Consider the following 20,069-nt stretch of genomic DNA (forward strand, 5'->3'; position numbering starts at 1 on the left):
GAACCCGCGTCCACAGGAGGCGGGCAGCCTGGCATCAGCCGTGCGGTACCGCGCCCTTGCCCGCGCTCCCGGCGTACTGCTCCTTCAGGTGCCCCTGGTCATCCAGCAACCAGGCATCCATGATCTCGCGCACCACGGGCCCGGCCACCCGGCCGCCAGCCTCGCCGTTCTCGATCATCACCGCCACCACGATCGAGGGATGCTCGGCGGGGGCGAAACCCACGAACAGGGCGTTGTCGCGGTGCCGCTCGAGGGTCTTGTCGCGGTTGTAGCGCTCGCCCTGGCGGATCGCCACGACTTGCGCGGTGCCGCTCTTGCCGGCAATCCGGTACTGCGCGCCGGCGGCGGCCGCACGGGCAATGCCACGCGGGTCGTGCATGACCATCTGCATGCCCTGGCTGACCTGGTCCCAGGCGCGTTTGTCATGCAGCACGATGTCGGGCATGGGGTTCGGGTCGACCGGGTGCTCGCCACCCACGGTCATGGCCAGGTGCGGACGGTGCCACACCCCCTTGCTGGCCAGCAGGCTGGTGGCCTGCGCCAGTTGCAGCGGGGTGACCTGCATGTAGCCCTGGCCGATGCCGAGGATCAAGGTTTCGCCGGGGAACCAGGCCTGGCGACGGGTGGCGCGTTTCCATTGTGCAGACGGCATCAGGCCGGGCGCTTCCTCGAACATGTCCAGCGAGACCTTCTGGCCCAGGCCGAACTCGGCCATGTAGTCGTGCAGGCGGTCGATGCCCAGCTTGTGCGCCAGGTCGTAGAAGTAGGTGTCGTTGGAACGCATGATGGCGGTGTACATGTCCACCCAGCCATCGCCGCTGCGGTTCCAGTTGCGGTACTTGTGGTCGTAGTTGGGCAGCTCGTAGTAGCCGGGGTCGAACACGCGGCTACCCGGATTGATCACGCCGCTGTCCAGGCCGGCGATGGCCACTTCCGGCTTGACCGTCGAGCCTGGCGCATACAGCCCGCGCAGCACGCGGTTGAACAGCGGACGGTCGATCGAGTCGCGCAGTGCGGCGTATTGCTTGAAGCTGATGCCCTTGACGAACAGGTTGGGGTCGAAGCTGGGGTTGCTGACCATCGCCAGTACGTCGCCCGTGGCTGGATCCAGCGCCACCACCGCGCCGCGGCGATCGCCCAGGGCCTTTTCGGCGGCCTGCTGCAGTTTGGCGTCCAGGCTCAGGACGATATCCTTGCCCGGCACCGGATCGTGATGGCGCAGCACGCGCATGACCCGCCCCTGGGCATTGGTCTCGACTTCCTCATACCCCACATGGCCGTGCAGTTCGTTTTCGTAGAAGCGCTCGACGCCGGTCTTGCCGATCGACTGGGTGCCGCGGTACTCGGTGCTGTCGAGGGTCTTGGCTTCCTTTTCGTTGATCCGTCCGACATAGCCGACCGAATGGGCAAAGTGCTCGGCCAGCGGGTATTCGCGAATGAACTGCGGCTCGACGTCCAGGCCGGGCAGGCGGAACTGATTGACCGCGATCAGTGCGATCTGCTCTTCGCTCAGGCCGAACATCAGGGTGACCGGTTCGAACGGCTTGCGGCCACGGCGCAGGTCTTTGTCGAACTGGGCGCGGTCGTCGTCGGAGAGGTTCAGGATCTTGGCCAGGGCATCGAGCACGGCGGGGGTCTGGCCGTTGGTGCGCTCGCGGGTCATGGTGAGGTTGAAGCTGGGCTTGTTGTCGGCCAGCACCACGCCGTTACGGTCGTAGATCAACCCGCGTTCGGGGGCGATGGGCAGCACGTGCACGCGGTTGTTCTCCGAGACCGCCGATTGCTGGTCGTGCTGCAGCACCTGCAAGACGTACAGCCTGCCGATCAGCACGGCAACCAGGCCCAGGGTCAGCGCGGCGCAGACCAGCAGCCGGCGGTTGACCAGGTGCTTTTCCTTTTCGTGGTCCTTGAGGGGAATCGGCTGTGGCATGGGGGCTCGCTGAAGTGATGACGAGTGAAGGCGAGGGCTGGCCCGCAGTGGGCCGTCTGCGGCCCCAAGGGCCGGGGATGCTACGCAAGCTCGGCGGTCGGCTCAAGGTCGGTCACGGCCAGCGAACAGCGTGACGTGCCGCCCACCCCGGTAGCAGCGCGCTGGCGTGGAAGATGAAAATTCCTTCATCTGACCGCTGGCGCCCGGTCGCCGGCTGCGCACCGCTGTCGATGTCAATTTCTGCCACCTGTCGTCATGAACTGGCACAATCCCTTGTTTGGCTTATTCGGAGACTTCCATGCTGCGCATATTCGAGCGTTGGCTAGACCCCTTCCCACCCGACGAAGCCCCACCACCGCCCATGGGCCTGGCACGGTTCATGTGGGCCTGCACGCGCGGCGCCCGGGGCTATATCGTGGCGCTGGCGCTGCTCAGCGCGGCAGTGTCGATCTACGAGGCCTGGCTGTTCGCCTTCCTCGGCCAGGTGGTGGACCTGCTTTCGACCTGGAAAGTGGGCGATGCGGTGACCGCCGAGGAAGCGAGGGTGCTGTGGGGCGCGGGGGCCGTGCTGCTGGTCAGTATCGCCCTGGTGGCGGGGCGCACGCTGGTGCAGCATCAGGTGCTGGCGATCAACCTGCCGCTGCGCCTGCGTTGGGATTTCCATCGCCTGATGCTGCGCCAGAGCTTGTCGTTCTTCTCCGACGAGTTCTCTGGCCGGGTCACCACCAAGGTGATGCAGACGGCGCTGGCGGTGCGTGAGGTGCTGTTCACCCTGATCGAGATCCTGCCGGGTATCGGCGTGTACTTCGTGGCGATCATTGCCCTGGCCGGCGGTTTCGCGCTCAAGCTGATGTTGCCGTTCATTGCCTGGGTGGTGCTGTTCGGCCTGACCATGGTGTATTTCGTCCCGCGCCTGGGAAAGGTCGGCCAGGAACAGGCCCATGCCCGCTCGTCGATGACAGGGCGGGTTTCGGATGCCTACACCAACATCACCACGGTGAAACTGTTTTCCCACTCCCGGCGCGAGGCACACTTCGCCCGTGCGGCGATGGAAGATTTCAAGCAGACCGGCTTTCGCCAGATGCGCCTGGTCAGCCTGTTCGAGATCGCCAACCAGGCGCTGGTGGTCGGCCTGATCATGGGCGCGGGAGGTTACGCCTTGTGGCTGTGGCACCAGGGCGAAGTGGGCGCCGGCGCAGTGGCGGCGATCACTGCCATGGCACTGCGCGTCAATGGCATGTCGCACTGGATCATGTGGCAGATGACCTCGCTGTTCGAGAACATCGGCACCGTGCAGGACGGGATGGTGACCCTGACCACCGGCCCCAAGGTCCAGGATGTGCCGAACGCGGGAGAGCTGGTGACCCACGGCGGGGCGGTGAGCTTCGATAATGTGCGGTTCAACTATAACGGCGAGCGCCAGGTGCTCGATGGCCTGAGCCTTGAGATTCGCCCCGGCGAGAAGATCGGCCTGGTCGGCCGCTCCGGTGCGGGCAAGTCGACGCTGATCAACTTGCTGCTGCGTTTCTATGACGTACACAGTGGCGAGATCCGCATCGATGGGCAGAACATCGCCCAGGTCACCCAGGACAGCCTGCGCAGCGCCATCGGCATGGTCACCCAGGACACCTCGCTGTTGCACCGTTCGATTCGCGACAACATCGCCTACGGTCGCCCCGAGGCGAGCGAGGCGCAGATCCGTCGTGCTGCCGCCAGTGCCCAGGCCGATGGCTTCATCAGCCAGTTGAGCGACCGCCAAGGGAACACCGGCTACGACACCTTGGTCGGCGAGCGTGGCATCAAGCTGTCCGGTGGCCAGCGCCAGCGCATCGCGATTGCGCGGGTGATGCTCAAGAATGCCCCGATCCTGCTGCTCGACGAGGCCACCAGTGCGTTGGACTCGGAGGTCGAGGTCGCCATCCAGGAAAGCCTCGATGACATGATGCAGGGCAAGACGGTCATCGCCATCGCTCACCGGTTGTCCACCATCGCGGCCATGGACAGGCTCATCGTCATGGACGAAGGGCGCATCATCGAACAGGGCACCCACGCTGAACTGCTGGCCAGAAACGGCACCTACGCGCGGTTGTGGCAGCATCAGAGCGGTGGTTTCCTGGGCGAGGATCAGGGCGTGGTGGAGTCCACCGAATAGGCGTCCTGCGACCGTTCGTCGCCAGGATTGCCTAGTCTGCATCCACAACGGCTGCTGGCGGGTACAGGAAGGTAGCAGTCATCGACTGCCCAACCGCGTACCCATCAGGAGTCCATCCCATGAAAATCCCGTTTGCCTCGATCCTGCTCGTATCGAGCTTCATGCTCGCGCAACAGGCTGCCCATGCTGCGGTGCCCGATGCCATCAAGGTGCCCGCAGGGCACACGGTCATGCTCGAAACCGTCGGCGTCGGTGAAATCACCTACGAGTGCCGGGACAAAAGCAATGCGCCGGGCGAGACCGAGTGGTTCTTCGTCGGTCCCAAGGCCACCCTCAGCGACCGCAGTGGCAAGGCTGTCGGCGACTACTTTGGCCCGCCCGCCACCTGGCAGGCCAAGGACGGCTCGAAAGTCACCGGCACCCAGCTTGCCGTAGCCCCTGCGGGCAAAGGCGATCTGCCGTATCAACTGGTCAAGGCGAATCCGGCCGAGGGTAAAGGGGCAATGCACGGGGTCAGCTACATCCAGCGCCTCGCCACCCAGGGCGGTGTGGCGCCGGCAATGGCCTGTACAGCGCAGAACAAGGGGGCGCAGCAGATCGTCAAGTACCAGGCCGACTACATCTTCTGGTCTGCAAAATGACGCGTGGTTGAACCCACGCTTGGCAATGGATCATCTACGCTGCTCTACGAGCCCCGGCCGCAAGGCCGGGTGTCAGCGCCGACACAGGACCGTGCCGAGAGTGAATTCATCCGTTACGCCTTTCGATTTCCAGGGTTGCCTTGCCGCTTGCGCGCGGGGTGACCGCAGCGCCTTGCAGGCGCTCTACGACCATGAAGGTTCGCGTTTGCTCGGGGTGGTGCGGCGCATCGTGCGCGATGATGCCATGGCCGAGGATATCGTCCACGACGCGTTCATTCGCATCTGGACGCGGGCGACCAGCTTCGATGCGACGCGAGGTTCGGCCCGGGGCTGGATCTACAGCATCAACCGCCACCTGGCCTTGAATGCCGTGCGCGACAGCCGACCGGAGACGGCGTTGGACGACGCGGACATCGCGACCTTGGTTGGGGAATTCGACGAGGGCGCCATCTGGTCAGGCTCCGCGAAGATCTATCGCTGCCTTGAGCAACTGCAGCCTGCACCGCAGCGGTGTGTCCTGCATGCCTATGTAGACGGCTGCAGCCACGCGGAAATCGCCAGCCTGATGGGGGCGCCGCTGGGGACGGTCAAGGCGTGGATCAAGCGAAGCCTCGAGGCGCTGCGGGAGTGCATGACATGACGCCGGGTTCAACCGATGACCCTAAGCAACTGCTCGACGTGCTGGCGGGGGAGTATGTGTTGGGGACGTTGTCTGCCGAACAGCGCGCTGCGGTGCTTGCGCGACTGGACCGCGAGCCGGACTTGCGGGCGGCTGTCGACCGTTGGGAAGCGCGCCTGCTCGAGTTGACCACGCTGGCCGAGCCGCAAAAGCCAAGCACGCGTCTGTGGCGACGGATCGACCGCAGTATTTCGGAGCAGGCCCGCCAGGTGCGTCCGACAAACCGATGGTGGAGTCGTCTGGCCCTATGGCAAGGCGTGAGCGTCGCCGGTCTGGCGGCGACGGTGCTGCTGAGCCTGGCCCTGCTGACCACCCGTCCTGCGACGACCCATTACCTGGTGGTGCTGGTAGCGCCGACCGATCAGGTGCCCGGCTGGGTCGTGCAGGCCAGCGATGCGCAGACCATCGCGTTGGTCCCGCTGGGTCGGGATCAGGTGCCCGAAGGGATGACCCTGCAATTCTGGACCAAGGGTGAGCAATGGCAGGCGCCAGTCTCCCTGGGCTTGGTCAAGCCTGGCGAGCAGTATCGCGTTCCGCTGCGCGACCTGCCGCCTCTTGAACCCAATCAGTTGTTCGAACTGACGCTGGAGAAGGCGGGCGGCTCACCCACGGGCCGGCCGACTGGCCCTGTGAAGTTCATCGGGCGTTCGGTGAAGGTCATTTGATTTTCAGTTGCTGGTGACTGCCGCTGGGGACTAGTCACATTTAGTTACTACGAAATGGCATCAAATTGCCTTGTCGGCCCGATTCATGGGGGCTGAGCAGGTGGTTTGCCACCCAATGGTCACAAAGTTGTAATACAGCTGCTGCAAAGTGTTCCGGCCATCACACGGAGCGCTTTTCCATGATACGCCTGATGAAGTCTGCTGCACTCGCCGTTGCCGTTTCGCTTAGCGCCACTTCGGCCTTCGCCGCAGAAAACGTCCGCCTGACCGGTTCCGGTGCGAGCTTCCCTGCACCGATCTACCTGACCTGGTTCAAGGATTTCAGCAAGAAGACCGATGGGGTCACCGTCGATTACCAGTCCAAGGGCAGTGGCGCCGGTGTCCAGGACTTCCTGAACAAGACCGTCGATTTCGCCGCCAGCGACTCGGCCATGAAAGACGAAGAAATTGCCAAGGTCGGCGAGGGCGTTCAGTTGCTGCCGATGACTGCGGGCGAGATCGTCCTGGCCTACAACCTGCCGGGCAACCCCAAGGGCCTGAAGCTGCCGCGCGACGTCTACTCCGACATCTTCCTGGGCAAGATCACCCAGTGGAACGATCCGAAGATCGCCGCTGCCAACCCTGAGCTGAAGCTGACTGCCACCCCGATCACCGTGGTCGTGCGTGCAGACTCCAGCGGTACCACCGCCGTCTTCACCAAGCACCTGTCGGCCATCAACCCTGGCTTCAAGGAAGCGCTGGGCGAGGGCAACACCGTGAACTGGCCGGCGACCGACAAGTTCATCAAGTCGCCGAAGAACGACGGCGTGACCGCCACCGTACGCCAGACCCCGGGCGCCATCGGCTACATCGAATACGGCTTCGCCAAGCTGGCCAAGGTCGACTTCGCTGCCCTGCAGAACAAGGCCGGCCAGTATGTCGTACCGAACGCCGAAAGCGGTGCCGAAGCACTGGCAGCAGTGAAGATGCCGGAAAACCTGGTGGCCTGGCTGCCTGATCCGGACGGTGCCAAGTCCTACCCGATCACCTCCTACACCTGGATGATCTTCCGCAAGGACAACGGCAACCCCGCCAAGGCCAAGGCCATGCGCGACATGATCGAGTACAGCCTGACCGAAGGTCAGAAGATCGCCGACTCGATGGGCTACATCCCGCTGCCGCAGTCGGTTGTCGACCAGGTGCGCAAAGCGGCCCAGAACATCCAGTAAGACTGCCAGGTTGCGTCCGGCCTGCCTTGCAGGCAGGCCGGGCGCCTCTGCCCCTGTCCCGGAAATAATCCATGAACACACCTTTTGCCATTCCGGATAACCCCGACTCTGCATGCCAGCCGCCGTCAACCAAGGATTTCCTGGTCGACCGTACGTTCCGTGCACTTGCACGTATCGGCGTGGTGCTGGTGCTGGCACTGGTCTTTGCGCTGGTCTACGAAGTAGGGCGCAAGGCGCTGCCGGGTATGGAGAAGCACGGGTTCGATGTGCTCTTCGGCAGCGTGTGGGACGTTAACCAAGGCAAATACGGCATTCTGCCGGCGATCTGGGGCACGCTCTACAGCGCCCTGATTGCATTGCTGATCGCCGGTTTCTTCGGTGTCAGCATGGCGATTTTCCTCACCCAGGATTTCCTGCCCGCAAAACTCGCTGCGGTGTTTCGCACCATCGTCGAGCTGCTCGCCGCCATCCCCAGCGTCGTCTACGGCCTGTGGGGCATCTATGTGGTGATCCCGGCGATCCGTCCGCTGACCGCATGGTTGAACAGCGAACTGGGCTGGATTCCGTTCTTCGGTTCCTCCTTGAGTGGGCCCGGGCTGCTGCCAGCAGCACTGGTGCTCGCCATCATGATTCTGCCCACCGTGGCCGCCGTGTCCCAGGATGCGCTGACCAGCGTGCCGATGAAGACCAAGCAGGCAGCCTACGGCATGGGCACCACCCACTGGGAAGCCATCCTCAAGGTGATGGTGCCGTCTGCCGCCACTGGCATCTTCGGCTCCCTGGTGCTCGGCCTGGGCCGTGCCCTTGGCGAGACCATGGCGCTGGCCATGCTGGTGGGCAACGCCAACACCATCACGCTTTCCCTGTTCGCCCCGGCCAACACGCTGGCGGCCTTGCTGGCCCTGAACTTCCCTGAAGCCGGGCCGAACGAGGTCGAGGTGCTGATGTACGCGGCGCTGGTACTGATGTTCATCACCCTGCTGGTGAACGTCATCGGATCGCTGATCATGCTCTACGCCCAGCGGGGTAATAAATAATGACCGACCTCACGACCCCTGCAACTGCATTGCCCAGCCTGCAGCGCCGGTTCGAGGGCCGCGCCCTGCGCAGCCTGACCCTGACCACGATGGTCTGGTGCGTGGCCCTGCTGGCCAGCGTGCCGCTGATTTCCGTGCTCTACATGCTGATCACCCGCGGCGGTGCACGCCTGAGCCTGGAGGTGTTCACCGAGCTGCCGCCCACCGGCTTCGAGATGGGCGGTGGTTTCGGCAACGCCATGGCCGGTACCTTCGTCATGGTCGGTATCGCCGCTGCCATCGCGGTGCCGGTCGGCATCCTGGCGGCGATCTTCCTCGCCGAGCTCGGTCCGGACAGCAAGCTTGCCAATGCGTCGCGCTTTGCCGCCAAGATGCTGACCGGCCTGCCGTCGATCCTGGCTGGCGTGTTCGCCTATGCCCTGGTGGTCATGACCACCGGCACGTATTCCGCACCGGCCGGTGGTGTGGCGCTGGCGGTACTGATGCTGCCGATCGTCGTGCTGACCGCCGAAGAGGCGATGAAGATGGTGCCCAAGATCATGAAGGACGCCGCCTACGGCATGGGCTGTACCCGCGCCCAGGTGATCTGGAAGATCATCCTGCCGACCGGCATGCCGGCCATCCTTACGGGCGTCATGCTGGCCGTGGCCCGCGCCGCAGGCGAAACCGCGCCGCTGCTGTTCACCGCATTGTTCAGCAACTACTGGATCTACCACGATGGCAGCCTGGCGGTGATGAACCCCACGGCCTCGCTGGCGGTACTGATCTACAACTTCTCCGGCATGCCTTTCGACAACCAGCTGGAGCTCGCCTGGGCGGCCTCGCTGGTACTGGTGATGATCGTGCTGGTCGTGAATATTCTCAGCCGTGTTTTCGGCAAGCCTAAGTATTGAGAACGGGAGCATCCAACTTGAACGTATCGACTGCGCAAAGAGCCGCTCCGTTGGTCAACCAGGCACCAGTGGTCATGGACTGCAAACTGGACAAGATTTTCTACGGCAACTTCATGGCGGTCCGCGACAGCCATGTACCGATCGAAAAGAACAAGATCACCGGTTTCATCGGCCCGTCCGGCTGCGGCAAGAGTACCGTGCTGCGTAGCCTCAACCGCATGAACGACCTGGTGAAGGGGTTCCGTTTCGAAGGCCACGTGCACTTCCTCGGCCAGGATGTCTATGGCAAGGGTGTGGACCCTGTGGTCGTGCGCCGCTACATCGGCATGGTGTTCCAGCAACCGAACCCGTTCTCGATGAGCATCTTCGACAACGTCGCGTTCGGCCTGCGCCTGAACCGCTACAAGGGCGACCTGGGCGACCGCGTCAAGCATGCCCTGCAAGGTGCAGCGCTGTGGGACGAAGTGAAGGACAAGCTCAAGGTCAGCGGCCTGTCGCTGTCCGGCGGGCAGCAGCAGCGCCTGTGCATCGCCCGTGCCATTGCCACAGAGCCGGAAGTGCTGCTGCTCGACGAACCCTGTTCGGCACTCGACCCGATCGCGACCCGGCGCGTCGAAGAGCTGATGGTGGAGCTCAAGAAGGACTACACCATCGCCCTGGTGACCCACAACATGCAGCAGGCGATCCGTGTTGCCGACACCACCGCGTTCTTCTCGGTGGACATCTCGCAAGGCTCGCGCACCGGCTACCTGGTCGAGATGGGTCCAACCACCCAGATCTTCCAGAACCCGCGCGAACAACTGACCAGTGACTACATCAGCGGCAAGTTCAGCTGATCGTTCACTCGACCGAAGCGGTTGGATGTCGCAGGCCAGGATGGCCGCTGCGACAGTCCGACCGTTTTTACTGTTTTAGTGTTTCCAGAGATTACTTATGCGTGCGACGCGTCGTCTTGACCTGTCAGCGGTAGAACGTGCACTGCGGGATGTGCAGCGGCGTTTCACCGAGCTCAGCAAGCACTTTACCGAACCGCGTGACCCGTTCACCGATGAGGTGCTGCAAAATGTGCTTGAAGGCTATGCCCTGATTGACGACTATGTCGCGCGGGGTATCGACCTGTTCGACCTGCAGCAGTTGAACCTGATGCTGGAGATCAACGCCACGGTGCTGTGTGGTAGCGATCCTGAACGTCGAGTGGAGTTCGCCCAGCACCTGATCGCCACCGAAGAACACTTCTTCAACAACGTCGAAGGCGGCATCAAGGATCTGTACAACTGGTATTGCTCGTATGGCAGCGATTCGGTGTGGAAACGCGCAGCAGGCGTGTATGTTCGCATCCTGAGCAAGCCGCAGCTGTTCATTGAAGGCAACAACCGCACGGGGTCGCTCATCGTCAGTTATCTGCTGATGCGCGCAGGGCTACCGCCGTTCGTGCTGACGCTGGACAACGCCGAGGGCTATTTCAACCCGTCCTCGGTCATACGCAACTCTGCCAAGCATGGTGTAAAGGCCTTGTACGAATTGCCCAAAATCAAGAAAAAGTATGCGGCGTTCCTGGAAGCGCAGTCGCCCGATCCGGAAAAATTCTTCCTGGGCGAAGCTGCAACGCCTGCCTACCGGGAGGTTCGCTGATGGGTCGCTATCCGATGCTCAAGCAATGGCGCGCCGGCAGCCGCCAGGCCTGGCAGGGCGTTACCCGGGCCTTCAGACGCCCTCGGGTACGTATCTCGTTCGACATCGACGACACGCTGGCTTGCCTGCCGCACCACAGCCCTGAAGAACACAGCAAGCTACCGGGCTTCGTTCATCGTTGGCTTGGCGAGCCGCTGCGCATCGGCACCCGCGCGCTGATTCGCGATCTGCGCCGCCAGGGCTATAGCGTCTGGATCTATACCTCGTCCGGCCGCACACCTTCCTACATCCGTCGTTGGCTGTTGCTCTACGGCATCCGCGTCGATGGCGTTGTCAACAGCGACCGGCACCAGCATGTGCTGAACGTCAACGGTCTTGAAAACCCTCCCTCGAAATTCCCGCCGGCATTCGATATCGACCTGCATGTCGATGATTCCGAAGGCGTGCGCATCGAAGGCGACGACCATGGTTTTCGCGTTGTCGTAGTCTGCCCCAAGGATAAGCACTGGGCGCAGAAGGTCATGGACGCTGCCGTCGATGTCCAGGCAAAGCTGGCCTGGCAGCAGCCGCTCAGGCACCAGGTGCCAGTCCAGTCATCCTCCGAGGCACTGTTGTCCTGACAGTGCGCCAGCGTCTGGCCGACGCTTCTCGTAGCGCACATCCCGCTCATCGACAGCCCCTGCGAGTATCCAGCCCGAGCGCTGATAGAAGCCATTGGCGCGGATAGCCTGGTCACCATCGGTGATCAGGTGAATCAGCTCATGACGCTGGAACAGCGCGTGTTCTGCCCGCTCCAGCAGCAATCGGCCTACGCCCTTGCCTTCATGCTGCGGGCGCACGAACAGCGCGAACAGCTCGCCTTCGCCTGGATCGACCATGGCAAACCCGACCGCCTCCTGTTCGTATTCGGCAATCCAGGTGCAGGGTGCCTCGCCAATGGCTTCGGTGAGGCTGGTCGCGGTAATGCCCAGGTCGTGCATCTGCTCGCGCGAAAGGTGGTTCTGCTTCACGCTGGTGCGGATGTCGAACAGCAGTTCGACATCCTCGGGCAGGGCCTGGCGCAGGGTCAGGGTCATGATGGAACGTCCTTGTCGATGCTTGTGAGCCTGGCAGCATAGCGCAGCGGGGCCGACAATCCCGAACCGCTCACCCCAACGGGTGATTCCCCGGCGCACGAGTCCATGGCACCATCCGATCAGCGGAATTCCAGGGGTCACAAACGTGCAAATCGATCAGCTCTCATCAGTCCAGTGGTTCGAGGCGATGGCGAAAGTCACCGCCGCCATCGGCGCCCAGGGTTTCGCCACGGCGCTGTTCGACGCGCTGGCCTTGGTCGGCCCGGTCAAGGCCAGCACGGTCTACCTCTACCCGCGCGAGGGCTTGCCATCGGCCTGGTCGGAATGCGATGGGCCCGGCCCATGGCGGCCGGAAGGCAACGTACGGCGATACCTGTCGGGTTTCTACCTGCTCGATCCGTTCTACGACCTGTGCATGGAAAGGTCCGATTCAGGCTGCTATGCGCTGGCAGATGTTGCACCCGATCACTTCAAGCTCAGCGAATACTACCTGGCGTTCTACCGGCACTCGCATCTGGAGGACGAGATCAACTACCTCCTGCAACTGGACGAAAGCTTGAGCCTGGCGGTGTCGTTGGCCTTCACCGACGAACTCGACGAGGCGGCAAAGGCGCGTTTCAAGTGCATCAGCCCGTGGGTACTGGCGGTGCTGACCAAGCATTTCGAGGGGTATCAAGGCCGTGGCGGGCGTGAGGAGAAGGTCTGGGAGCAGCGTGTACATGCAGCCTTGAGCAATTTCGGGTCGTCCTTGCTGACCGAGCGCGAGTGCCGGATTGCCCAGCTCATCCTGCGCGGGCATTCGACGAAGTCGCTGGCCGAGCGTCTCAAGGTTTCCGAAGACACCATCAAGTCCCACCGCAAGCATGTCTACGCCAAGCTCGACATTGGCACGCAGTCCGAGCTGTTTTCCCTGTTCATCGATGCGCTGGCCAATGCCCATGGGGTGCTGGAGCGTGATCCGCTGGAAAGCTACATGAGCAAGCCGCGCTGACGCGAAAACGCCGACGAGTCATCGTCGGCGTTGTCATTCAAGGTCAGCCTGACGCTGGTCAATCGGCCATTTGCAACTCAGGCAGCTTCACCCGGAACGCGCGAGTAAGGCCGATCAGCAACACCAGGCCCAGCGCCATCCAGCACAGGCCGATGGTGAAGGACATGCTCGACAGGCTGGTCCACAGCCACAGCGTGCTGAGAAAACCCAACCCCGGGATCAGGCCGTAACGCATGCAGTTTGCCGTACCGCGCAGTTTCTGGTCGGCCAGGTAGTGCTTGACCACCGCCAGGTTGACCGCCGAGAAGGCGAACAGCGCGCCGAAGCTGATCATGTTGGCGACGGTGTCCAGGCTGATGAACAGCGCACTCAGCGAGACCAGGCCAACCACCAGGATTGCGAAGGCCGGGACGCGTTTTTTCGTCACCAGTTGGCCGAAGGCACGGGGCAGGGCGCCGTCACGGCCCATGGCGAACAGCACCCGCGACACACTGGCCTGGGAGGCCATTGCCGAGGCGAAGCAGCCTGCCACATAGGTGGCGGTAAAGGCGCTGGCCAGCAGGCGCCCGCCTGCGCTGTTCATCACCTCTACCGGGGCGGAGTCCGGGTTGGCGAAGCTGCTCCAGTCCGGGTGCACCAGTTGCGCGAAGTAGGACACCACCAGAAACAGCAGGCCGCCGATCAGCGACACCGCCATGATTGCCCGCGGGATGCGCCGGGTCGGGTCGCTGGTTTCCTCGGCCATGGTCGAGACTGCGTCGAAGCCCACAAACGACAGGCACAGCACGGCAGCGCCGGCCATGATCGCCGAGGCGCTGAAACCTTCATGGTAGAAGGGCGCGGTCAGCGATATCGGCTGCACTTGGGTAGACAGGCTGTTGATGGACAAGGCCACGAACACCACGATGAATACCAGTTGCGCGACCACCAGAATGCCGTTGACCCGGGTCACCGACTCGATGCCGATCAGGTTGAGGAAGGTCACCGCGCCGATGGCGCCCAGTACCCACACCCAGGCGTGGACCGTCGGGAAGTATTCCGACATGTAGATGCCGATCAGCAGGTAGCTGAGCAGTGGCAGAAAAATGTAGTCGAGCAGCAGCGTCCACCCCGCCATGAACCCTGCGTGGGCGCCGAAGGCTTTGCGCGTGTAGGTATAGACCGAGCCCGAGTAGGGATGCGCCTGGACCATGCGGCCGTAGCTGTAGGCGGTGAAGAGCATGGCGCCCAGGGTCAGCAGGTAGGCGGTTGGCAGGTGGCCCTTGGTGATCTGGGCAACCAGTCCGTAGGCGGAGAACACTGCCAGCGGCACCATGTAGGCGAGGCCGAAGAGCACCAGGGCGGTCATGCCCATGGATTTGCGAAAGCGGGTACTGGCAGCGCTCGAATGTGCCGTGGAATGCGCAGCGGTTGTGGTTGTTGTATGCATGGCTGACTCCGGGTGCAGGACGCCGCAGTATGCGAGCGAGCTCGATACTGTCGAGGGAGAGGGCGATTGGGCTGAAGGCGGACCTTCGTTCAGGCGCTGTGGCTATCTCGAGGGCGGGAGCGGGTGCGACGTGAGGTGATGAAGCGTGCGTTCATGGCGTTGTTCTCTTTATTGACCTGGCACGAAAGGTAAGGCCGCATCTGGGGGCCTTGGCGCATGCTCCCATAGCCGATTCGCCTTCGAAATCACCCGTTGGGGTGAGCCGGTGACGGGGCTGGAGACCTCACCCCAACGGGTGATTTCACACGGTTGCTGGCTGCTGCAAGCTTCGGTGGCGTCTCCATACCAACAAGGAAAACCGCCCATGAACGCGCCTTTCGTACCCCAACGCCAGACCCGTGACTACCAGGCCGCCGATGCTGCACACCATATCCATGCCTTCCTCGACCAGAAGGCGCTCAACGCCGAAGGCCCCCGGGTAATCGTCGGCGGTGAGCGGCTGCATCTGTGGGACAGCGACGGCAAGCGCTACCTGGACGGTATGTCGGGCCTGTGGTGCACCCAGCTCGGCTACGGGCGCAAGGACCTGACCGCGGCCGCGGCGGCGCAGATGGACCAGCTGGCCTACTACAACATGTTCTTCCACACCACTCACCCGGCGGTGATCGAGTTGTCCGAGCTGCTGTTCAGCTTGCTGCCGGGGCACTACAGCCACGCGATCTACACCAACTCCGGCTCCGAGGCCAACGAGGTGCTGATCCGTACCGTGCGCCGCTACTGGCAGGTGCTTGGCCGGCCGAACAAGAAGGTCATGATCGGCCGTTGGAACGGCTACCACGGCTCGACCCTGGCGGCCACGGCGCTGGGCGGAATGAAGTTCATGCACGAGATGGGCGGGCTGATTCCGGATGTGGCGCACATCGATGAGCCGTACTGGTATGCCGCCGGTGGCGAGCTGAGTCCGGCCGAGTTCGGTCGCCGCTGCGCCTTGCAGCTGGAAGAAAAAATCCTTGAGCTTGGGGCCGAGAATGTCGCCGGCTTCATCGCCGAGCCGTTCCAGGGCGCCGGCGGCATGATCTTTCCGCCAGAAAGCTACTGGCCGGAAATCCAGCGCATCTGCCGCCAGTACGACGTGCTGCTGTGCGCCGACGAGGTGATCGGCGGGTTCGGTCGTACCGGCGAATGGTTCGCCCATGAGTACTTCGGTTTCGAGCCCGACACCCTGTCGATCGCCAAGGGCCTCACCTCGGGCTACGTGCCGATGGGCGGGCTGGTGCTGAGCAAGCGCATCGCCGAAGCACTGGTCGAGCGCGGCGGGGTATTCGCTCACGGCCTGACCTATTCCGGGCACCCGGTGGCCGCTGCGGTGGCGATTGCCAACCTCAAGGCCCTGCGTGACGAAGGCATCGTCCGCCAGGTGAAAGATGACACCGGGCCCTACCTGCAGCGCATCCTGCGCGAGGTGTTCGCCAACCATCCCCTGATTGGCCAGGTACAGGGCGCCGGGCTGGTGGCGGCACTGCAGTTCGCCGAGGACAAGGCCAGCCGCAAGCGCTACGCCAACGAGAACGAGCTGGCCTGGCAGTGCCGGACTTTCGGCTTCGAAGAGGGGGTGATCATTCGTTCGACCTTGGGGCGGATGATCATGGCGCCTGCGCTGGTGGCCAACCACAGCGAGCTGGACGAGCTGGTGGAGAAGACCCGCAAAGCGGTCGACCGCACCGCGCAGGCCCTGGGCAAGCTCTGAAGCGGCTGCGCTACCTTTCCTACCCACGGTACCTGGAGCACAACGTGCACGATTCAACCTACTGGCGGCATCAAGCCGCCAACCTGACTTTTCGCGATCAAGCCATGATCGGCGGCCGCTTCGTGGCCGCCACAGGTGGCGCAACGTTCGATGCGATCAACCCTGCCAACAACCAGCTGCTGGCGCGGGTCGCCGCCTGTTCCGATGAGGACGTAGACCGTGCCGTGGCCAGTGCTCGGCAGGCGTTCGAGCAAGGCCCGTGGGCCCGGATGGCGCCGACCCAGCGCAAGCGTGTGATGCTGCGCCTGGCCGAGTTGATGCTGGTCCACCGCGAGGAACTGGCGCTGCTCGAGTCGCTGAACATGGGCAAGCCGGTGCTCGACGCCTACAACATCGATGTGCCGGGCGCCGCCCATGTCTTCGCCTGGTATGGCGAGTCGCTCGACAAACTCTACGACCAGGTTGCGCCCACTGCGTCCGATGCCGTGGTCACCATCACCCGTGAACCGATCGGTGTGGTCGCAGCCGTGGTGCCGTGGAACTTCCCGCTGGACATGGCGGCCTGGAAACTGGCCCCGGCCTTGGCAGCGGGCAACAGCGTCGTGCTCAAGCCTGCCGAACAGTCGCCGCTTTCGGCGCTGCGCCTGGCCGAGCTTGCACTGGAGGCGGGCATTCCCGAAGGGGTGTTGAACGTCGTGCCGGGGCTGGGCGAGATCGCCGGCAAGGCATTGGGCCTGCACCCCGATGTCGATTGCCTGGTATTCACCGGCTCCACCCAGGTGGGCAAGTACTTCATGCAGTACTCGGCGCAGTCGAACCTGAAGCAGGTGTGGTTGGAGTGCGGTGGAAAAAGCCCGAACCTGGTGTTCGATGACTGCAAGGACCTGGACCTGGCCGCAGAGAAAGCCGCATTCGGCATCTTCTTCAACCAGGGTGAGGTCTGCTCGGCCAACTCGCGACTTTACGTGCAGCGCTCGATCCATGACGCGTTCATCGAGCGTCTGATCGCCAAGGCGCGCGAGTGGCAACCCGGTGATCCGCTCGATCCGGCCAGCCGCGCCGGCGCTATCGTCGATGCGCAGCAGACTTCGCAGATCATGGCCGCAATCGGCCGTGCACACGAGGAGGGGGCGTCTCTGGTGGCCGGTGGGCGTCAACTCAGCTTCAACGGCTCCAGCAACTTCATCGAACCGACGATTTTCACCCATGTCGACCCGCAGTCGTCGCTTTCGCGTGACGAGGTCTTCGGCCCGGTACTCGCAGTGACGGCCTTCGACACTGAAGAGGAGGCTATCCGCCTGGCTAACGACAGCCTCTATGGGTTGGCCGCGTCGGTCTGGAGCGACGACCTGAACCGCGTGCATCGGGTTGCCAGGCAGCTCAGGGCCGGCAGCGTTTCGGTCAACACCGTCGATGCGCTCGATGTGGTCGCCCCGTTCGGCGGCTACAAGCAGTCGGGCTTTGGGCGTGACCTGTCACTGCATGCGTTCGACAAGTACACCCAGTTGAAGACCACCTGGATCCAGCTGCGCTGATCTCGGGCGCAGCGTTCAATGCCGTGGCGGCCTGGCACAGTTCAGTGCCGCCACGGCGACCGCCAGCGCCGCCCCGGCGTAAGCCCAGATCGCTGGCACCTGCGGTAGCAGCACACCGGCCAGCATCGGCCCGAGCCCGGCGCCGATGTCGCGCCACACGGCATTGCTGGCCAGCGCCTGAATGCGCGCGTGTGGATTGCGCAGCGCGACGAGGGTCATCACCAGCGGCAACTGCAAGGCGCGCAGCACCAACACGAAGAAGGCGCCGATGAACAGCCAATGGCTGGCGAATACCAGCAGCGCCAGTGACGTGGCCAGCGACAGCACCACCAACATGCGCAGTGCGCCGAAGCGGTCTGCCAGGCGTCCGCCAAAGGGGCTGAAGAGCATCTCGCTCAGATAGCGCACCGCCATCAAGACACCGGCCACCAGTACCCCCGACTCGCCCATATGGCCTTGCGCATACAGCGAGAGGCCGAATATGAACAGGCCGTCCAGCGTCACCCCTTCAATGAAGGACCAGGTGGCGATGCTGTCCGGCAGGCGCAGACGCCGACCGCTGCGCGCGGCAATGTCATGGCCGCCGCAAGGCAAGGCGCGGGCACGCCACAGGCCGCACAGGGCACTGATGCACAGTACGTAGAACACAGCGCGCGGGCCGTAGACCTGGGCCATCAGCGCCCCCAGCGGCAAGGCCAGCATGGGGCCGATGGCCAGGGTTGCCCGCGAGCGCCCGGCGCGGCGGGCTGCACCTTGTGCTTCGGCAGTGGCGAGCGTCTGGGTACTGAGGTTGAAGGTCGCAAAGCACAGCCCCCAGACCAGGCGCAGCACCAGCAGTGCGGCGAATCCGCCAAGGGTGGCGTTACCCAGTGCACACACCGCTGCGGCAAAGGCCGCCAGGCTGCACGCCGCACGATCGCCATGGCGTGCATAGAACCGCACCACCCAGCCATAGCCGATGATCCGTACCAGGCGATTGGCCGCCAGCAATACACCCGCCTCGACCAGGGTCACGCCGAAGTCCGAAGCGTACATGGGCAGTAGCAGATAGAGCAGTACGTCACTGGGCAGGCACAGGCCGAGTACCTGGGCGGCGTTGCGCGAATCTCGGTCGGCGCGCAGGGTTTGCGCCGGTACGGCAGCGGACGACATGACAGTCTCGTGGCAAAGGGCGGGGGTACGCAGCATAACCTCAAGGGTCATGCCGGTAACACCCGTGTCATGGCGTCGGGGAGGTTGGCCGCCGTCCAGACCTCGCATTTAGCAAGCGCTCAGAACGATCATGAATAAAATTGCAGATCATCTCGAAAAAAATGAGTTTGTCTCAAGGTACGATGATCCTGACAATCCCCCCATCGAATTTTCTCCCAGGGTAGGCAGCCGTTCGCTGCCCCGGTGAGGTGATGCAGGCCATCACCGCCCAACAGGATGTCAGAGACCGATGAACAACGAATTTACCTTTGCCATCAAACGCACGCGTTTCGATGAAGACTATTGCCCCGCGGAAAACACGCGTACCACGACAAACTTTGCCAACCTGGCCCGTGGGCGCAATCGCCAGGAGAACCTGCGCAACACCTTGAGCATGATCGACAACCGGTTCAATGCCTTGGCGCACTGGGACAATCCCGAGGGCGACCGCTACAGGCTTGAACTTGAAATCATTTCAGTCGAGATGACCATGGAGGGCCCGCAGGCCGATCACAGCCTTCCGCTGATCGAGTTGCTGAAAACGACGATCGTCGACCAGAAAACCAAGGCGCGTATCGAGGGCATTGTTGGCAACAACTTCTCGTCCTACGTGCGCGATTATGATTTCAGCGTGCTGTTGCTGGGGCATAACAAAGGCCAGCCCGACTTCAGTATTCCCGAGCACTTCGGCGATTTGCACGGCAAGTTGTTCAAGGCGTTCGTGAACTCCAGTACTTATAAAGCGCATTTTGCCAAGGCACCGGTGATCTGCCTGAGCGTGTCGAGCAGCAGGACCTATCGCCGCACGGACAACCAGCACCCGGTATTGGGCGTCGAGTACCAGCAGGACGCCTATTCCTTGACCGATGAATACTTCAAGAAAATGGGCCTGACGGTCCGCTACTTCATGCCGCCTGACAGCGTCGCGCCCTTGGCTTTCTACTTTGCCGGCGACCTGCTGGAGGACTACAGCCCGCTTGAGCTGATCAGCACCATCAGCACGATGGACACCTTCCAGAAGATCTATCGGCCAGAGATCTACAACGCGAACTCGTCGGCTGGCAAAGCCTACCGGCCAAGCCTCGAGCATCAGGATTACTCACTGACGCGCATCGTCTACGACCGTGAAGAGCGCAGTCGGCTGGCGATCGAGCAGGGCAAGTTCGCCGAGGAACACTTCATCAAGCCGTACCAGGCGGTGCTTGAACAGTGGTCGTCCCAGTGCGCGCTCTGATTGAACAAAATGCATAAGGTTTATCTGTC

The 20,069-nt window shown here is 63.1% G+C and carries 18 protein-coding genes; 14 read left to right on the plus strand and 4 right to left on the minus strand.

Annotated features, from left to right (window positions below):
- Positions 1-34: 34 nt before the first annotated feature.
- Complete coding sequence (mrdA, locus tag AB688_RS13040; protein WP_054894148.1) at positions 35-1,930, minus strand: penicillin-binding protein 2; 1,896 nt, start codon at positions 1,928-1,930, stop codon at positions 35-37.
- 298 nt (positions 1,931-2,228) lie between these two features.
- On the opposite strand from mrdA, the gene AB688_RS13045 reads away from it, so the two are divergent.
- The 10 genes from AB688_RS13045 (at position 2,229) to AB688_RS13090 (ending at position 11,457) form a co-directional block, all read left to right on the plus strand.
- The gene (locus AB688_RS13045; protein ID WP_063544560.1) at positions 2,229-4,082 is read left to right on the plus strand and encodes an ABC transporter ATP-binding protein; all 1,854 of its coding nucleotides are present in this window, start codon (positions 2,229-2,231) and stop codon (positions 4,080-4,082) included.
- A gap of 119 nt (positions 4,083-4,201) precedes the next feature.
- The gene (locus AB688_RS13050; protein ID WP_063544562.1) at positions 4,202-4,723 is read left to right on the plus strand and encodes a DUF3455 domain-containing protein; all 522 of its coding nucleotides are present in this window, start codon (positions 4,202-4,204) and stop codon (positions 4,721-4,723) included.
- Between the two features lie 100 nt (positions 4,724-4,823).
- Positions 4,824-5,363: a sigma-70 family RNA polymerase sigma factor gene (locus AB688_RS13055; protein ID WP_063544564.1), complete on the plus strand. Its 540-nt coding sequence runs from the start codon at positions 4,824-4,826 to the stop codon at positions 5,361-5,363.
- The gene (locus AB688_RS13060) at positions 5,360-6,067 is read left to right on the plus strand and encodes an anti-sigma factor (protein WP_063544566.1); all 708 of its coding nucleotides are present in this window, start codon (positions 5,360-5,362) and stop codon (positions 6,065-6,067) included. The genes AB688_RS13055 and AB688_RS13060 overlap by 4 nt, the downstream gene beginning before the upstream one ends.
- A 179-nt stretch (positions 6,068-6,246) precedes the next feature.
- On the plus strand, positions 6,247-7,275 hold the full coding sequence (pstS, locus tag AB688_RS13065) for a phosphate ABC transporter substrate-binding protein PstS (protein ID WP_063544568.1): 1,029 nt from the start codon (positions 6,247-6,249) through the stop codon (positions 7,273-7,275).
- A gap of 71 nt (positions 7,276-7,346) precedes the next feature.
- Entirely contained in the window at positions 7,347-8,312 is a 966-nt protein-coding gene (gene pstC, locus AB688_RS13070) for a phosphate ABC transporter permease subunit PstC (protein WP_054894154.1), read from the plus strand.
- Positions 8,312-9,205, plus strand: coding sequence for a phosphate ABC transporter permease PstA (gene pstA, locus AB688_RS13075; RefSeq protein WP_054894155.1), 894 nt, complete (start codon positions 8,312-8,314; stop codon positions 9,203-9,205). Before pstC ends, pstA begins: the two co-directional genes overlap by 1 nt.
- A gap of 74 nt (positions 9,206-9,279) precedes the next feature.
- Positions 9,280-10,041, plus strand: coding sequence for a phosphate ABC transporter ATP-binding protein PstB (pstB, locus tag AB688_RS13080; RefSeq protein ID WP_054894178.1), 762 nt, complete (start codon positions 9,280-9,282; stop codon positions 10,039-10,041).
- A gap of 97 nt (positions 10,042-10,138) precedes the next feature.
- Complete coding sequence (locus AB688_RS13085) at positions 10,139-10,837, plus strand: hypothetical protein (RefSeq protein ID WP_054894156.1); 699 nt, start codon at positions 10,139-10,141, stop codon at positions 10,835-10,837.
- Entirely contained in the window at positions 10,837-11,457 is a 621-nt protein-coding gene (locus AB688_RS13090; protein ID WP_063544570.1) for a hypothetical protein, read from the plus strand. The genes AB688_RS13085 and AB688_RS13090 overlap by 1 nt, the downstream gene beginning before the upstream one ends.
- Here AB688_RS13090 and AB688_RS13095 read toward each other — a convergent pair.
- On the minus strand, positions 11,431-11,913 hold the full coding sequence (locus AB688_RS13095; RefSeq protein ID WP_063544572.1) for a GNAT family N-acetyltransferase: 483 nt from the start codon (positions 11,911-11,913) through the stop codon (positions 11,431-11,433). The two genes, AB688_RS13090 and AB688_RS13095, sit on opposite strands and share 27 nt — an antisense overlap.
- Before the next feature lie 187 nt (positions 11,914-12,100).
- Here AB688_RS13095 and AB688_RS13100 point away from each other — a divergent pair, with 187 nt between their 5' ends.
- The gene (locus AB688_RS13100) at positions 12,101-12,904 is read left to right on the plus strand and encodes a helix-turn-helix domain-containing protein (protein WP_063544574.1); all 804 of its coding nucleotides are present in this window, start codon (positions 12,101-12,103) and stop codon (positions 12,902-12,904) included.
- 58 nt (positions 12,905-12,962) lie between these two features.
- Here the strand turns inward: AB688_RS13100 and AB688_RS13105 are convergent, their stop codons facing one another.
- Positions 12,963-14,333, minus strand: coding sequence for an APC family permease (locus AB688_RS13105; protein ID WP_063544576.1), 1,371 nt, complete (start codon positions 14,331-14,333; stop codon positions 12,963-12,965).
- A 364-nt stretch (positions 14,334-14,697) separates the two neighbouring features.
- Between AB688_RS13105 and AB688_RS13110 the strand changes: the two genes are divergently transcribed.
- Both AB688_RS13110 and AB688_RS13115 read left to right on the plus strand, forming a co-directional pair.
- Positions 14,698-16,080, plus strand: coding sequence for an aspartate aminotransferase family protein (locus tag AB688_RS13110; RefSeq protein WP_063544578.1), 1,383 nt, complete (start codon positions 14,698-14,700; stop codon positions 16,078-16,080).
- A gap of 104 nt (positions 16,081-16,184) precedes the next feature.
- Entirely contained in the window at positions 16,185-17,615 is a 1,431-nt protein-coding gene (locus tag AB688_RS13115; protein WP_419555268.1) for an aldehyde dehydrogenase, read from the plus strand.
- Positions 17,616-17,630: 15 nt separating this feature from the next.
- Here AB688_RS13115 and AB688_RS13120 read toward each other — a convergent pair whose 3' ends face one another.
- Complete coding sequence (locus AB688_RS13120; RefSeq protein ID WP_063544582.1) at positions 17,631-18,767, minus strand: MFS transporter; 1,137 nt, start codon at positions 18,765-18,767, stop codon at positions 17,631-17,633.
- Between the two features lie 289 nt (positions 18,768-19,056).
- Here AB688_RS13120 and AB688_RS13125 point away from each other — a divergent pair, with 289 nt between their 5' ends.
- Positions 19,057-20,040, plus strand: a complete 984-nt coding sequence (locus AB688_RS13125) for a DUF1852 domain-containing protein (RefSeq protein WP_063544584.1) — start codon at positions 19,057-19,059, stop codon at positions 20,038-20,040.
- Positions 20,041-20,069: the final 29 nt, after the last annotated feature.

Origin of the sequence: Pseudomonas putida (assembly GCF_001636055.1) — a bacterium.
In the GTDB taxonomy this organism is placed as follows: domain Bacteria; phylum Pseudomonadota; class Gammaproteobacteria; order Pseudomonadales; family Pseudomonadaceae; genus Aquipseudomonas; species Aquipseudomonas machongensis.